The organism is Streptodolium elevatio (genome assembly GCF_053592165.1).
Window position 1 is genome coordinate 1 of sequence record NZ_JBSFVE010000003.1, and the last position, 13,808, is coordinate 13,808.

At 71.8% G+C, this 13,808-nt stretch carries 11 protein-coding genes, 1 tRNA gene and 2 pseudogenes; 4 read left to right on the plus strand and 10 right to left on the minus strand.

Going from position 1 to position 13,808, the window contains the following annotated elements:
- A pseudogene (locus ACWD12_RS07550) lies at positions 1-627 on the plus strand (phospholipid carrier-dependent glycosyltransferase); the annotation flags it as partial.
- Entirely contained in the window at positions 618-1,223 is a 606-nt protein-coding gene (locus tag ACWD12_RS07555) for a TetR/AcrR family transcriptional regulator (RefSeq protein ID WP_450098773.1), read from the plus strand. The pseudogene ACWD12_RS07550 and the gene ACWD12_RS07555, both read left to right, overlap by 10 nt.
- 57 nt (positions 1,224-1,280) lie before the next feature.
- Here ACWD12_RS07555 and ACWD12_RS07560 read toward each other — a convergent pair whose 3' ends face one another.
- The gene (locus ACWD12_RS07560) at positions 1,281-2,114 is read right to left on the minus strand and encodes an SGNH/GDSL hydrolase family protein (protein WP_450098774.1); all 834 of its coding nucleotides are present in this window, start codon (positions 2,112-2,114) and stop codon (positions 1,281-1,283) included.
- 259 nt (positions 2,115-2,373) lie between these two features.
- On the opposite strand from ACWD12_RS07560, the gene ACWD12_RS07565 reads away from it, so the two are divergent.
- Positions 2,374-2,619: a hypothetical protein gene (locus ACWD12_RS07565; RefSeq protein WP_450098775.1), complete on the plus strand. Its 246-nt coding sequence runs from the start codon at positions 2,374-2,376 to the stop codon at positions 2,617-2,619.
- 229 nt (positions 2,620-2,848) lie between these two features.
- Here ACWD12_RS07565 and ACWD12_RS07570 read toward each other — a convergent pair whose 3' ends face one another.
- The 8 genes and pseudogenes from ACWD12_RS07570 to ACWD12_RS07605 all read right to left on the minus strand — a co-directional run bounded on the left by ACWD12_RS07570 (position 2,849) and on the right by ACWD12_RS07605 (position 9,709).
- Entirely contained in the window at positions 2,849-3,037 is a 189-nt protein-coding gene (locus ACWD12_RS07570; protein WP_450098776.1) for a DUF4253 domain-containing protein, read from the minus strand.
- 497 nt (positions 3,038-3,534) lie between these two features.
- Positions 3,535-3,608, minus strand: a tRNA-Ala gene (locus tag ACWD12_RS07575).
- A 164-nt stretch (positions 3,609-3,772) separates the two neighbouring features.
- Positions 3,773-5,290, minus strand: a complete 1,518-nt coding sequence (locus tag ACWD12_RS07580; RefSeq protein WP_450098777.1) for a hypothetical protein — start codon at positions 5,288-5,290, stop codon at positions 3,773-3,775.
- A 144-nt stretch (positions 5,291-5,434) separates the two neighbouring features.
- Positions 5,435-6,067 (minus strand): GNAT family N-acetyltransferase, encoded by a 633-nt coding sequence (locus tag ACWD12_RS07585; protein ID WP_358361977.1) that lies wholly within the window; start codon positions 6,065-6,067, stop codon positions 5,435-5,437.
- Positions 6,052-6,726, minus strand: coding sequence for a MogA/MoaB family molybdenum cofactor biosynthesis protein (locus tag ACWD12_RS07590; RefSeq protein ID WP_358361980.1), 675 nt, complete (start codon positions 6,724-6,726; stop codon positions 6,052-6,054). Before ACWD12_RS07590 ends, ACWD12_RS07585 begins: the two co-directional genes overlap by 16 nt.
- A 131-nt stretch (positions 6,727-6,857) precedes the next feature.
- Positions 6,858-7,283 (minus strand): annotated as a pseudogene (gene moaC / locus ACWD12_RS07595) (cyclic pyranopterin monophosphate synthase MoaC); the annotation flags it as partial.
- Positions 7,284-7,568: 285 nt separating this feature from the next.
- Positions 7,569-8,786, minus strand: a complete 1,218-nt coding sequence (gene glp, locus ACWD12_RS07600; protein ID WP_450098778.1) for a molybdotransferase-like divisome protein Glp — start codon at positions 8,784-8,786, stop codon at positions 7,569-7,571.
- Positions 8,783-9,709 carry a UTP--glucose-1-phosphate uridylyltransferase gene (locus ACWD12_RS07605; protein ID WP_358361986.1) on the minus strand — a complete coding sequence of 309 codons (927 nt, stop codon included), beginning with the start codon at positions 9,707-9,709 and terminating at the stop codon, positions 8,783-8,785. The genes glp and ACWD12_RS07605 overlap by 4 nt, the downstream gene beginning before the upstream one ends.
- Before the next feature lie 231 nt (positions 9,710-9,940).
- On the opposite strand from ACWD12_RS07605, the gene ACWD12_RS07610 reads away from it, so the two are divergent.
- Positions 9,941-10,633, plus strand: coding sequence for a 5-formyltetrahydrofolate cyclo-ligase (locus ACWD12_RS07610; RefSeq protein WP_450098779.1), 693 nt, complete (start codon positions 9,941-9,943; stop codon positions 10,631-10,633).
- A gap of 12 nt (positions 10,634-10,645) precedes the next feature.
- Here ACWD12_RS07610 and ACWD12_RS07615 read toward each other — a convergent pair whose 3' ends face one another.
- Entirely contained in the window at positions 10,646-13,624 is a 2,979-nt protein-coding gene (locus ACWD12_RS07615; RefSeq protein ID WP_450098780.1) for a penicillin acylase family protein, read from the minus strand.
- Between the last annotated feature and the right edge of the window lie 184 nt (positions 13,625-13,808).

A 13,808-nucleotide genomic window follows, 5' to 3' on the forward strand; every position in this document is an offset into this window, starting at 1 on the left:
ATCTCCGGCATCCCCCAGTTCGACATGACCTGGGTCCCCGAAGCCTTCCGCAGCCTCTGGCACTACCACGGCGAAATGTGGAAATTCCACAACGGACTGGACGACCCACACGTCTACCAGTCGAACCCGTGGAGCTGGATGGTCCTCGGGCGGCCGGTGTCGTACTACTTCGAGAACAAGACGCAGGGCCAAGCCGGGTGCGAGGTCGACAAGTGCGCCCAGGAAGTCCTGGGCATCGGTACGCCGTTCCTGTGGTGGGCGGGCTGCTTCGCCGCCATCTACCTGCTCTTCCGCTGGGCCGCCCGACGCGACTGGCGCGCCGGCGCCATCCTCTGCGGACTCGCCGCCGGACTCGGCCCCTGGATGTTCAAACAGGACCGCACGATCTTCCTGTTCTACGCCATCGTCTTCGTCCCCTACATCGCCCTCGCCGTCACCATGATGATCGGCGCCATCCTCGGACCACCCGGCTCCAGCGACCGCCGCAAAGCCTGGGGCACCGCCGGCGCCGTCGCCGTCATCGCCCTCATCGCCTGGAACTTCCTCTACTTCTACCCGATCTACACCGGCACCACGATCCCGTTGTCCGACTGGCAGGACCGGATGTGGTGGACGACATGGATCTGACCCGGGCCCGCGCCGGGGCGGGCACCCGGGAGGGCGACATCCGGCGGCGCGCCATCGAGGCGACGCGCGCGCTGGCGGCCGAGGGCGGGTACGACAGCGTGCAGATGCGCGACGTCGTACGCCTGTCCGGGCTCTCGTCGGCGACGATCTACCGGCACTTCTCCTCCAAGGACCACCTGCTCGCCGCGACGCACCTGGACTGGATCGAGTCGCTGGAGCGCAGCCGCGCCGCCCGCCCGCGCGGCGGCGACGCGGCGGCCCGGGTGGGGGCGATCCTGTCCAACACCTGCCGGGCGATGGGCCGCAATCCGCGCCTCGCGGGCGCGCTGATCCACGCCCTCGGGTCGTCGGACCCGGGCGTACGCGACTGCCACCGCGAGACCAACCGGATCATGCACGACATGTTCCGGGCGGCGGTCCAGGACGAGGTGGAGAACGTCGACGAGTTCATCCGCCTGCTCGGGATCGCGTGGGAAGGCGCGCTCTTCAGCTGGGCGTTCGGCCGGATGACGATGGACGACGTCGAGCACTTGGTGACGCGCGGCGCGCGCCTGCTGATCGCGGGCGCGGCGGCGGAACATCCCTCGGAAGGTTAGTGCCGCGGCCGGAAGGGCCTCCCGCCGCAGCACCGAACGACCTGCCGCGGCCCCGCACTACAGCGGCATCAGGTCCGGGCGCTTGGGTTCGAGGCCGTCGCCCGACGACTGCCCGCGGAGACGGCGGCCGATCCACGGCACGAGGTGCTCGCGTGCCCACTGCACGTGCTCGCGCCGCGCGTGCGCGGCGTCGAGCTGCTCGGCCTCCGGCGGCCACGCGGCCTCCGGGTCCTCCTCGACGGGCAGCCCGACCGTGCGTGCCGCGTTGAGCGCGACGCGCTCGTGGCCGCACGGCGAGAGGTGCAGCCGGTCCTCGCTCCACGCGCGGCGGTCCTGCACGGCCTGCATCGCCCACAGGTCGACGACCGTGCAGTTGTGGCGCGCCGCGATCACCCGCAGGTGCTCGTTGTACGTCGCGACCTTGCCGCGCAGCAGCTTCAGCAGGCCCAGCTCCCGCGTGTCGAAGCCGGTGAAGACCAGCACGTGGGAACCGGCGGCGCGCAGGTCGGCCACGGCCCGCTCGTACTCCGCGGCGAGCTTGTCCGGGTCGCCGCCGGGGCGCAGGACGTCGTTGCCGCCCGCGCAGAAGCTGACCAGGTCGGGGCGGGCCGCGAGGGCCACCGGCACCTGGCTGTCGATTATCTGGTGCAGGAGCTTGCCGCGGACCGCGAGGTTCGCGTACCGCAAGCCGGGGCTGGCTTCGGCAAGGCGGACCGCGAACCGGTCGGCCCAGCCGAGCAGGGTTCCGTCGGGCCCGGGGTCGCCGACGCCTTCGGTGAAGCTGTCGCCGATGGCGACGTACGAGCCGATGGCGTCGAGGCCGCGCGGGCCGGGAGGGACAAGGCGCAGAGGGGACAGGGGCGCGTCGAGTTTGCGTGCGTCGTCGGCCATGTCACGCGATGTTGGCACGCGGTGACCGGGCTACGCGACCGTAGTGAGCGGCCAGTTACGTGCGGTGTACAAGCAACGCGTGCACGCGGCGGCCGAGCTGCACCGCCTACAGCAGCCTGAAGGGCTCCTCACGCGCACGCATCACCGCGTGCACACCTCTCCCGAAACCGGCTGCGCGCATTCGGGACATCCGCCCTCGACACTCTGTTACACCTCGGTACGTTTCTGTCGAACACCCGGCGGCCCGAATGGAGTTCATATGGCGCAGGAAGAATCGCCCAACACGCCCGAGGTGGATTCATTGCCCGACTTCATCGCCGCCGGCGCCGGCGACGTGGCCGACGTCTTCAACGCCGTGCTCGATATGGGCATTGCCGGCGGCGACAGCGGGGACCCAGGCCTCCAAAACGCCGCCCAACAAGCCATGGCCTACGCGAGCCACATGTACGAACAGCTCTCCGGACAGGAGCAAGCTGCCGTACTCCAAAGAGTCCTCGAAAAGTGAACCAGCCGCGCAAACGCGGCCGACCGGTCAGCGGCCTCGGATGCGAACCGCAAGCCGGCCACGCAACTCGCCGACGGCCGCCCTCAGGCGCGATGGTCTTCTCCCGGACGGGGAGGGGTCAGTCCCACCAGAAGTCCCAGTTGCTCACTCCGGTGATCTACTCGGCGTAGGCGGCAAGTGTGCACGGTCGGCTGCCTTGCCAGACATTGTCCGGACAGAACGCGACGTGTTAGGCCGCGACCTGGAGCGCCTCCTCCTCGGTCCGGGGCGGCAGGGCGACGCTGAGGTGCTTGGTGGCGAAGCCGGCCGCGACCACGCGGGCGCCGAATCGGCGTTCCCAGGCTGTGACGACCGCGGAGAACTTCACGGTGTCGGGTCGTGGCTTGCCGGTGAGGACATCGCCTCGGGGAGAGCTCACCCGATCCCCACGGGCGGAAGTCGCCGTCGGTCGGGTCCAACGTGTCGAGCAGCAGCGGCCACAGGCCGGAGCGTGGGTGTTCGGCGCGCAGCAGTTCCCACAGCTCGGCCGTGGCCGGTCCGTCACTGAGCCACAGCGGCTGGACGTCTCCGGCACCTTCGTCGGAGGTGACCTGCCGGCCGGGCGGGGGTCTCGACGTTCAACGGGAGCTCAATGGGCATGGACGGATGCCAGGCGCGGCCACTGCCACGGGCACGGGCACGAACGGCCGACGCGGGAACCACCGTCGCATCGCAACCACATCCGCCTGCCGGGGAAGTCGCGCTGACGCCAACTCCCAGCCTGGGGACGGCAACAGGCAGACTTCCTCGCCCCTCGCCCCTCGCCCATCGCCCCTCGCCGCGCGCCGCAAAGTGCGGCAGGTGATTCGGCCTTGGTCGGCCGCACAACGATCAGGGGCCTGATCCGATTTCTCGGATCAGGCCCCTGATCTGTTGTGGAGCTGAGGGGATTTGAACCCCTGGCCCCCTCGATGCGAACGAGGTGCGCTACCGGACTGCGCCACAGCCCCAACGAGAAAGAAGATTACCACCTTCTGGAGGTGCCTCGCGCACGGGTTATTCGGGGGTCGCCGTCGGGTGGGGGCCGCCGGGGCCCGGCAGCCGACCCGACGCCAAGCGCGGCGCGTCCGTGGGCGTTTCCGGCCGGTTGCGAAGACACGACGTGGCGACGGGCCTACTCGTTGCCGGCGCGGGGCCACTCTTGTTCGTACGGCGGGTACGGGTGCGCGCGGCGCGGGTCCTCGGCGTACTGGTCGAAGAGCGGCGTCGGGTCGGCGGCCACCGGTTCGGGGGCGGTCGGCTCGGGGGCGGCCGACTCGGGGCGCTCCGGGAGAACCGGCTCGCCGCGGGGGACGACCGGCGCGGTGACGTACGTGGGCAGTGGCACCGGCACGGGGTCCCAGGCGTCGCGGTCGGTCGCGTCCTGGCCGCTGTCGGACTGCAACGCGGCGATCCACTCCGCGTGGTCGCGCTCGTCGGCCGCGCCCCGGCGGCCGGATCGCAGGCGCGGCTCCTGGGACGCGGGCGGCGTGCCGCCGCGGGCCTGGCCGGTACGCGGCGGCGGCGCGGGGGTCCCGTCGGGGGCACGACGGCGCGCGGGCGGGTCCGGCTGGGGCGTCGCCCGGCGTTGCTCACCCTCGGCCTTGCGCGCGGGCCTCGGCGGAGCGGGCCGCGCGGGCGGTGTCGGACGCAGCTGGTTGCGGAGGTTGGTCTCGTATCGCCGCCGCTCCTGTACGCGGAGGTAGGCGATGTAGCCGGTCAGGGCGATGCCGGGCAGGACCGGCAGCCAGATCCAGGCGAGGCCGAGCATGCCGGTGACGACCGCGCCGCCGGTGAAGAGGAGGAACAGGCAGACCACGACGCGGCGGCGGCGCGCGAGCAGCTTGGCGCGGCCGTCCGGGCCCTTGAGGGGCGCGGGAGGCTTGACCGCGACGGGGATCGGGGCCGGGGTCGAGGACCGGGCCGGGCTGCGGCGCCCGAGGCCGAAGCGCCGACGCTCGTCGGCGGCCGTCTCCTCCGACTGGGCGGTCGGAGGCGCCTGCGGCGTACGGGTGTTCGATGCTCCGCCCCGGGAACGCTCGAAGGCCCCGGCGGACGGGCCGGGGCGGCCCGTCTCGTCGACGGGCGCGTGCACCTGGCGGGCTCGCGGGGCCTGGGCGGCTGGGACATCGCGGCGTCGCGGCGCGCTGTCGGCCTGCTCGGGAGGCGCCGCAGGTGGCGGCTTCTCACGTCCCGGGTTCTCGCGGGCGTGGGCGTCGCGGGCGTGGCCGTCGCGCGGGTGGCTCTCGCGCGGCTGGTCATCGCGGGCGTGGCTGTCGCGGGCCTGGCCGTCGCGGCCCAGGTACTCGCGCCCGCGGCTGTCACGACCTTCGCGGCTGTCGCGCCCATCGCGGGACGGGCCGCCTCCGGCGTGGCCGTCGCGGGGTCGGCCGGACTCAGCCGACCGGTGCCGATCGCGCGCCGGGGCGTCGACGGCGACGGACGCGGTCGCGAGGCCGTCGTCGCCGTTGGCGATCATGCGGGCATAGCGGCGCTCGAGGGCGCCGCGACGGGACAGGATCCTGATCGCGGTGGTGAACCGCTCGGTGTGACGGGCCTCGTTCAGCTCGTCCTGCCGGCGGAGCCACATGGGCACCAGATAGGCAGCCCAGGCCCCCACGATCGCTGCGTAGATCAGGCCGCTGCTGCTCACATCGACACGCTAAGCCGGATGGCCGCCGCAATGTTGGAGGATGCCCGGTGTGTCGCACGATCTTCTTTGATGCGTGTGTGACTACTGGGACAGAAGTGTCCCCTGTGGTCATACGATTACCCCCGGGCGGCGTAATTTCCGAGGTCAGCCGCCCAACAGTCCGTGCGACTCGCGGTACCCCCGCCAGCGGGCCAACAGACCTTCCGGCACCTCTTCGGCGTTCAGCGCGTACACGAGATGGTCGCGCCAGTCGCCGTCGATGTGCAGATAGCGCGGACGCATACCCTCCTCGCGGAACCCGAGCTTGGCCACGACCCGGCGGCTCGGCATGTTCTCCGGCCGGATGCACACCTCGATCCGGTGCAGCCCGATGCGGAAGAAGCAGTGGTCCGCCGCCAGGGCCACAGCCGTCGGCATGACGCCGCGCCCCGCGACACTCTCGTCCACCCAGTAGCCGATGTGCGCGGAACTCATCGATCCCCAGGTGATCCCCGCGACGGTCACCTGGCCGACCAAGTGCCCGTCGTACAGCACCACGAACGGCAACATGCGCCCCGCCGCGGCCTCCGCGCGCAGGTAGCGCGCCATCTGCCGGAAGGTGGGACGCCGCGCGGCGGGTGAACCGGGTGGCACGGTCGCCTCCCAGCGCCGCAGCCAGTCGCGGTTGCGCGTATGGACCTCCTGCCACACGTCGGCGTCCCGGCCGCGGATCGGCCGAAGGGCGACGCGCCCTTCGGCCAACTCCACCGGCCAACCGCGGATCAGGAGTTGCCCCACGGGGGCGAGGAGGAGTAGCCGCCGCCCCCGAAACCTCCCCCGCCGAAGCCGCCGCCCTGCTGCGGCTGGCCGTACCCGCCCTGGTTGCCGTACCCGCCCTGGCCGGAGAACCCGCCCTGCTGCTGGCCTCCGTAGCCCGCGGCCGGGCCGCCGCCGAAGCCGCCCTGGCCGTGGTCGCCGCCCTGCAGCTGCTGGACGGCGTGCACAAGAACCTTGCCCAGCACGGTCATTCCGTCGCGGGCACCGCCGGCCGAGCCGGGCAGGTTGACGATGAGACTGCGGTAGACCCACTGCGCGTCCTGCACGACCGCCACACCTGCGACGCCGCGCGACAGAGCCGCGGTAGGCACCTTGTCGAAGTTGTACGCGCGGATCGCCTCGGCGATGCCCGGCACCTCGAACGAGATCACCCGGCGCGTCATCTCGGGCGTCTGGTCCATCGGCGTCAGCCCCGTGCCGCCGGTCGTGACGATCACCTCGAAGTGCTGCGCCACCGCGTCGCGCAGCGCCTGCGCGACCGGTTCGCCGTCCGGCACGACGACCGGGCCGCGCACCTGGAACCCGAGCCGGGTCAGCTCCTGCTGGATGATCGGGCCGCTCTCGTCCCCGTACGTGCCCGCCGCGGCCCGCGTCGACGCGGTGATGACCATGGCTTTCATGAGTCCTGCCTTCCGTCCCCTGGGACCGGCGCGGGCGGGCTCTCCCCGGCCGCCACACCGGTCGTGTCCCCGTTGCCGGGCGTATTGCCGTGCTCGGTGGCCGTGTCCCCGCCGGTGCCGGTACCCGCGCCCGTGCGCGACCAGTCCCCGGACACACCGCCGGTCTTCTCCTCGACGCGCACGTCGGTGATGACCGCGCCCGGGTCGACGGCCTTGACCATGTCGACGACGGTCAGCGCGGCGACCGACACCGCGGTCAGCGCCTCCATCTCGACGCCCGTGCGGTCGGCGGTACGCACCGTCGCGGTGATGGCCACCGCGTCGTCCTCCACCACCAGGTCGACCGCGACGCCGTGGATCGCGATGGGGTGGCACAGCGGCACGAGATCGGGGGTGCGCTTCGCGGCCATGATGCCCGCGATGCGCGCGGTGGCAATGGCGTCGCCCTTCGGCACGCCCTCGCCGCGCAGCAGTTCGACCACGCGCGGCGACACGCGTACGCGCCCGCTCGCGCGCCCGGTCCGCACCGAGACCTGTTTGCCCGAGACGTCGACCATGCGGGCCGCGCCCGACTCGTCGACGTGCGTCAATGTCTCGCCGCGCACCGTTCTCCCTCTCGTGCCGGTGGTTCCGACGAGGCAACGTTACTTGTGCGGGAGGCCGTGCCGCGGGAACCGGGTGAACCGGTCGGCGCGGAGGGCGCGGAAGGTCGCGGACGGGCCGGGCGCGCCGGAGAGTCGTCGCGTCAGACCGGACGTCGGGTCGGCACGGCCGTCGGGTCCGGGCAGTCAGAACTGAGAGCGTCAGAACTGAGAGCGCCAGAGCGCCAGAGCGCCAGAGCGTCAGAGCAGCATGACGTCGACGTCGGACCCGCGTTCCACCTCGGTGGCGTCCTCGGGCACGACGATCAGCGCGTTGGCCAGCGCCAGGCTTCCGATCAGGTGCGAGCCGTGTCCGCCCACCGGCGCCACCGCGCCCGGCTCCGCGGCGTCCTTCGCCGGGGTGTAGCGGGCCCGCACGAACTGCCGCTTGCCCTCCGGGGACCGGAAGCCGCTCTCGCAGCGGGCCCGCACGATCGTGCGGTCCAGGTCCTCGGTGCCCTGCATGCGCAGCAGCGCCGGGCGTACGAAGACCTCGAACGACACAAAAGCGCTCACCGGGTTGCCCGGCAGCGTGAAGATCGGCGTGTCGTCCGGCCCGATCGTGCCGAAGCCCTGCGGCATGCCCGGCTGCATCGCGACCTTCTCGAACGCGACTGTGCCCAGGTCCGAAAGCACTTCCTTGACGACGTCGTACGCCCCCGCGCTCACCCCGCCGGTCGTCACGACGACGTCCGCCCGGATGAGCTGGTCCTCGATCGTGTCGATGAGTGCCTTGGGGTCGTCGGCGACGTTGCCGACGCGGTAGGCGATCGCGCCCGCCTCGCGCGCCGCCGCGGTGAGCATGTAGCTGTTCGAGTCGCGGATCTGTCCGGCGGTCAACGGCCGCCCGGGCGGCACCAGTTCACTGCCGGTGGACAGGATCACCACGCGCGGCTTCGGACGCACCCGGATGCGGTCGCGGCCGATCGCCGCGAGGAGGCCGACCTGCGCCGAGCCCAGTTCGGTGCCGCCGGGCAGCACCGTCTGGCCCGCCGCCACGTCGTCGCCGCGGCGCCGGATGTACTGGCCCTCCTCGGGCGACCGCGTGATGCGTACGGTCGGCATGCCCGCGTCGGTCCATTCGACCGGCACGATCGCCTCGGTGCCCTGGGGGATCGGCGCGCCGGTCATGATGCGCGCGCAAGTGCCGGATTCGATGGGCAGGTCCGAGGAATTGCCGGCCGCGATGTCGGCGATCACGTCGAGGACCACCGGGTAGCGCTCACCGGCGTCGGCGACGTCCGCGAGCCGCACCGCGTACCCGTCCATCGACGAGTTGTCGAAGGGCGGGAGGTCGCCGGTCGCGGCGACGTCGTCGACGAGCAGGCTGCCGTGTGCGTCCAGGAGCTGGAGTTCGAGCGGTGACAGCGGTGCCACCCGTTCGAGGATCCCGGTCAGGTGCTCCTCGACGCTCTTCATCCCCGCAGCTCCTCGTCGACATACGTTTTCAGCCAGGACCGGAATTCCGGACCCAGGTCTTCACGCTCGCACGCAAGTCTGACGATAGCCCGCAGATAGTCCCCGCGATCGCCTGTGTCGTACCGGCGCCCGGTGAACAGTACGCCGTGCACGGGGCCGCCCGCGCCCGCATCGCGCATTGCCAGCTCGCGCAGCGCGTCCGTCAACTGGATCTCGCCACCGCGGCCCGGTGCGGTGGCCTCCAGGACCGGGAACACCGCGGGGTCGAGCAGGTAGCGGCCGATGACCGCGAAGGAACTCGGCGCGGAATTCGCGTCCGGCTTCTCGACGAGGTCGGTCACCCGGACCACGTCGGCGTGATCGGTGGGCTTGACGGCGGCGCACCCGTAGAGGTGGATCTGCGACGGGTCGACCTCGATGAGCGCCACGACGCTGCCGCCGAGTTGCTCGCGGACCTCCAGCATGCGGGTGAGCAGCGGGTCGCGCGGGTCGATCAGGTCGTCGCCGAGCAGCACGGCGAACGGCTCCTCGCCGACGTGCGGCTGCGCGCACAGCACGGCGTGGCCGAGCCCGCGCGGGTCGCCCTGCCGCACGTAGTGGATCGCGGCGAGCGCGCTCGACTCGCGTACGCGGCGCAGGCGCTCGGCGTCGCCCTTGGCGGCGAGCGCCTCCTCCAGTTCGTACGCGCGGTCGAAGTGGTCCTCGAGCGGCCGCTTGTTGCGCCCGGTCACCATGAGGATGTCGTGGAGCCCGGCCGCCACCGCCTCCTCGACCACGTACTGGATGGCCGGTTTGTCGACGACCGGCAGCATTTCCTTCGGGGTCGCCTTCGTCGCGGGCAGGAACCGGGTGCCCAGCCCGGCCGCGGGGACGACGGCTTTGGTGATGCCCCGCTTGGGTCGGGGTGGGGTCGCCGAGTTCATGGTCGAAGACTCTAATCGCGCCTTCTGAGCATCGCGTGAGAAGGAGCCTGATTGTCCGAAAGCCATGGGACCGGCTCAGCGTCCGGCCGGGCTCGGGAAAGGCTGCGGGGAGCGCCGGGACGGGCTGCGGGGAGCGCCGGGACGGCCCTCCGGGGCGGACGTGCGGGTGCGGAGCGGCGCGGACGGACCTCGGTCGGCCGTCGGGGCCGGGCGGCGATCTAGAGTCGGATCATGGCCGACGAACTCCTGCCCGGACCAGATGCGGACGCCGGCGTGTCGGACGCCGCCGTGTCGGATGCCGCGGTGTCGGGTGCCGCCGTTGCAGCGCGCGCCGCCAAGGCCGCGCTGCGGGCGCGGCTGCTCGCCGCACGGACGCGCCGGGACGCCGCCGAACGCGCGTACGCGGCACGGGCGCTGGGTGCCGCACTCGGCGCGCTGCCGGAGTTGGCGGAGGCGCGCACGGTCGCGGCGTATGTCCCGGTCGGTTCGGAGCCTGGTCCCGCCGACCTCGCGGCGGTGCTCGCGGGCTCGGGGCGGCGTGTGCTGCTGCCGGTGCTGCTGGCGGACAACGATCTCGACTGGGCGGTGTACGACGGCCCCGCGTCGTTGCTCGCCGCCGCCCGGGGTCTGCGCGAGCCGGGCGGGCGGCGGCTCGGGCCCAACGCGGTGGCGGACGCCGACCTGGTGGTGGTGCCGGGGCTGGCGGTCGATCGGCACGGCATGCGCCTTGGGCGGGGCGGCGGTTCGTACGACCGGGCGCTTGCCCGGCTGGCACCCGGCGCGTTCACGGCCGTCCTGCTCTACGACGGCGAACTGTTGGAGGCCGTCCCGGCCGAGCCGCACGACCGACCGGTGCGTGCGGCCCTTCTGCCGGAACGGACCGTGCGATTCGGCCCTGAGTACGTGCGGCCCGCGTCGGACTGAGGCGCGCGACCGCTACGGATTCGCGGGCGGCGCCCCCGAAGGAGCACCCTCGGGAGGCAGGCCCGGTTGCTGCCCAGGTTGCCCCGGTTGTTGCCCCGGCGCCCCGCCCGGCGGGGCCTGGCCGCCCGGGGCGGGTGGCGCGCCGTCCGGTTCGAGCACCAGCGTGTGTTCGGCCGACGCCTCGACCGCGGGCCGGGTGAAGGCCCAAGGCAGCGATCTGCCCTGCTTCCACAGCTCGGTCTGGTCCGTGTAGTTGTCGTGCCACACGTGGCCGGACGCACCGGTGAGGTTGATCCAGCGCGACCCGTCGAGGTCGGAGAGGTCGACGACCATGCGCATCGACGGCACGGTGGTCACCTCGTACCCGCGCGCCGCGTTCCAGCCGGTCGCGTCCACGAGGCCTTCGCCGCCGCCCAACTGGTACTCGCCGCGGTTGAGCATCCACTTGACCGCGCCGGGGCCGTCGGTGCCGAGTGTCTGGTTGCGCAGCTCCAGCGTGTGCAGGCGTCCCCAGTTCCAGCTGTCGATGTCCTTGCCCATCTTGGCCGTCAGTTCCTTGCGGGCCGCCGTCATGGCCTTGAGCAGCAGGGCGTCGCGCGTGGTGATCTTCCCGGGGTCGTCGGAGATGTTCCACCAGGGGCTCTCGGCGTCCGGCAGCAGACTGCGGACCACCTCGAACCACCGGTCGCCGCCGTCGGGTTGCGCGGTCGCGTCGTCGCGTTCGCCGCAGTGCGTCTTCCCCGTGGTGTTGTCCAACTGGCAGTCGCCGGTCGCGCGTACCGAGAACGGCATCTTGTCGCCGAAGGCGAGCAGCAGCATCTGGCGCCACACGCCGTTGAAGAACGCGGCGGCCTTCGAGTCGGGCTGCTGGCGGAAGTCCCAGCCCTTGAGCAGGTTCTGCGCCTCGCGGATCCACGGGTCCTTGACCTCGACGTCGAGGAGGTAGGGCACCAGTGTCTCGGCGATCGGATTGCGGTCGTCCAACTGCATGCGCGACATCGCCTGCGGGTCGACCTTCGGCTGCGCGTTGATCATGTCGATGATGCGCTGGCTGCGGGAGCCGTACCCCCAGTCTGTGGTGAGGGTGTACGGGTACGTCGGCGGCGTCACGGCGTTGTTGGCGGTGACGATGTAGCCCTCGGGCGGGTTGTAGCGGAAGGGCAGCGAGTCGAACGGGATCATGTTGTCCCACTCGTAGTCGGTCTCCCAGCCGTACGCCGGCCAGCGGCCGTCGCCGCCGCGGCGCACCGGGATGCGGCCCGGGGCCTGGTAGCCGATGTTGCCGTCGACGTCCGCGTACACGACGTTCTGCGACGGCACGTCGAAGCCGCGCAGCGCCTCGCGGAACGAGTTCCAGTCGGTCGCCCGGTCGAGTTGGAAGACGGACTCCATGGTCGTGCCCGGTTCCAGCGCGGTCCAGCGCAGGGCGACGGCGAAGCCGTCCTCGCGCTGCGGTCCGGGGTCGGGGATGGGCGCGTCCTTGCCGACCTCTTCGAGCTCGTCGGAGGCCTCGGACAGGATCGGGCCGTGCCGTGTGGACCGCACGGTGATGGTGCGGTCCGCGCCGCCGGAGACCTTGATGACCTCGGTGCGCACGTCCTCGAACGGCAGGAACTCGTTGTTGTAGAGGTAGCCCGTGTCGTTGACCTTCTCCAGGTACAGGTCGGTCACGTCGGCCCCGAGGTTGGTCAGGCCCCACGAGATCTTCTGGTTGTGGCCGATGACGACACCGGGCATGCCCGCGAAGGTGAAGCCGGATACGTCGTACGCACACGTCGGGCTGACCGTGCGGCAGTGCAGGCCCATCTGATACCACGCCGACGGCAGCGAGGCCGACAAGTGCGGGTCGTTGGCCATCAGGGGCTTGCCGGTGGTGGTGCGGCTACCCGCGATGACCCACGAGTTCGACCCGACACCGGCCGAGCGGTCGGTGAAGATCGGCGGCAGCGACTCCAGCGTCTCGGACAGCTCGGTCAGCGCCCGGGACGCGCTCCGCGACGGTACGGGCGGCGTCGCGTCCGGCTTGAACTCCTCGGCCGCGGGGTCGTTGGGGTTCTTCACGACGGCGCCCGACGGCACGATCGGCTGGTTGCGCTCGTAGGGGTACGGCGGGTACAGCTCGTCGATCTGGTTGACCGTCAGTTTCTCGGACAGCAGCGCGCGGTCGATCTCGTCCTGGAGGTTGGCGCGCAGGTCCCACGCCATCGCCTTGAGCCACGCGACGGAGTCGACGGCGGTCCACGGCTCGGGCTCGTAGTCGTCGCGGACGAAGCCGAGCAGGGCGTACTCGAAGGACAGTTCGTCGGGGTCGCGGTTGTCGATGTAGCTGTTCACCCCGGCGGCGTATGCCTCGACGTACGCGCGGGCCTCGGGGGTCAGCTTCGCGAGCTCCTGCTCGGCGACCCGGTGCCAGCCGAGTGTGCGCAGGAAGATGTCGTTGTCGACCTGCGAGGAGCCGAACATCTCGGACAGGCGTCCGGCGGTCATGTGGCGGCGTACGTCCATCTCCCAGAAGCGGTCCTGGGCCTGCACGTATCCCTGCGCGCGGAACAGGTCTTCGGGGGTGTCGGCGTAGATCTGCGGAATGCCGTTCTTGTCGCGCAGCACCTCGACGTTCGCGGACATGCCGGGGACCTTGACGGCGCCGTCGAGGTCGGGGAACGAGCGGCGGCTGAGGTCCCAGCCGTACCAGCCGAGCGCGCCGGCCACGACGGCGAGCAGGACCACGAGCGCGATGGACGCGTTGCGCAGCCGGCGGATGCGGCGGCGCTTGGGGCGCGGCGAACGCCCCCGGGCGGGGCGCTCGGCGACGTGTTGTACGCCCGGCGGAGGCGTGGGTCCGGGGTCCGGCGCCCCGGTCGCGGTCGCCTGGGCCGGGGCCTGGGCGGTCGCGGGGATCCGGTCGGTCGCGGGGACGGAGCCTGAAACGTCCGGAAGATCCGATACGGACGACTCGGGCGACTCCGGGCCGGGCGTGTTCGAGGCGGGCATCAAGATCCTTCACGATCGGTGCGGCAAGGGACACCTTAGAGCGGAGGGGCGCACGCCACCGACGCAGTGGTTCGCGAGGGCGTTCCGCGGGGTATAGGGCCGGCTCGGATCCGATCCTTCACTTTGGTAAAATATTCGCCAGGCGAAGGTAATGCCCCGTCAGGAGCCTTTCGCGGATTGTCCG

What these genes read in the sequence shown, in the direction of transcription:
- ACWD12_RS07555 (WP_450098773.1), top strand. Translation starts at nt 618, where the DNA reads ATGGATCTGACCCGGGCCCGCGCCGGGGCGGGCACCCGGGAGGGCGAC.
- ACWD12_RS07560 (WP_450098774.1), bottom strand. Translation starts at nt 2,114, where the DNA reads ATGGCCGACGACGCACGCAAACTCGACGCGCCCCTGTCCCCTCTGCGC.
- ACWD12_RS07565 (WP_450098775.1), top strand. Translation starts at nt 2,374, where the DNA reads ATGGCGCAGGAAGAATCGCCCAACACGCCCGAGGTGGATTCATTGCCC.
- ACWD12_RS07590 (WP_358361980.1), bottom strand. Translation starts at nt 6,726, where the DNA reads ATGAAAGCCATGGTCATCACCGCGTCGACGCGGGCCGCGGCGGGCACG.
- glp (WP_450098778.1), bottom strand. Translation starts at nt 8,786, where the DNA reads ATGAAGAGCGTCGAGGAGCACCTGACCGGGATCCTCGAACGGGTGGCA.
- ACWD12_RS07605 (WP_358361986.1), bottom strand. Translation starts at nt 9,709, where the DNA reads ATGAACTCGGCGACCCCACCCCGACCCAAGCGGGGCATCACCAAAGCC.
- ACWD12_RS07610 (WP_450098779.1), top strand. Translation starts at nt 9,941, where the DNA reads ATGGCCGACGAACTCCTGCCCGGACCAGATGCGGACGCCGGCGTGTCG.
- ACWD12_RS07615 (WP_450098780.1), bottom strand. Translation starts at nt 13,624, where the DNA reads ATGCCCGCCTCGAACACGCCCGGCCCGGAGTCGCCCGAGTCGTCCGTA.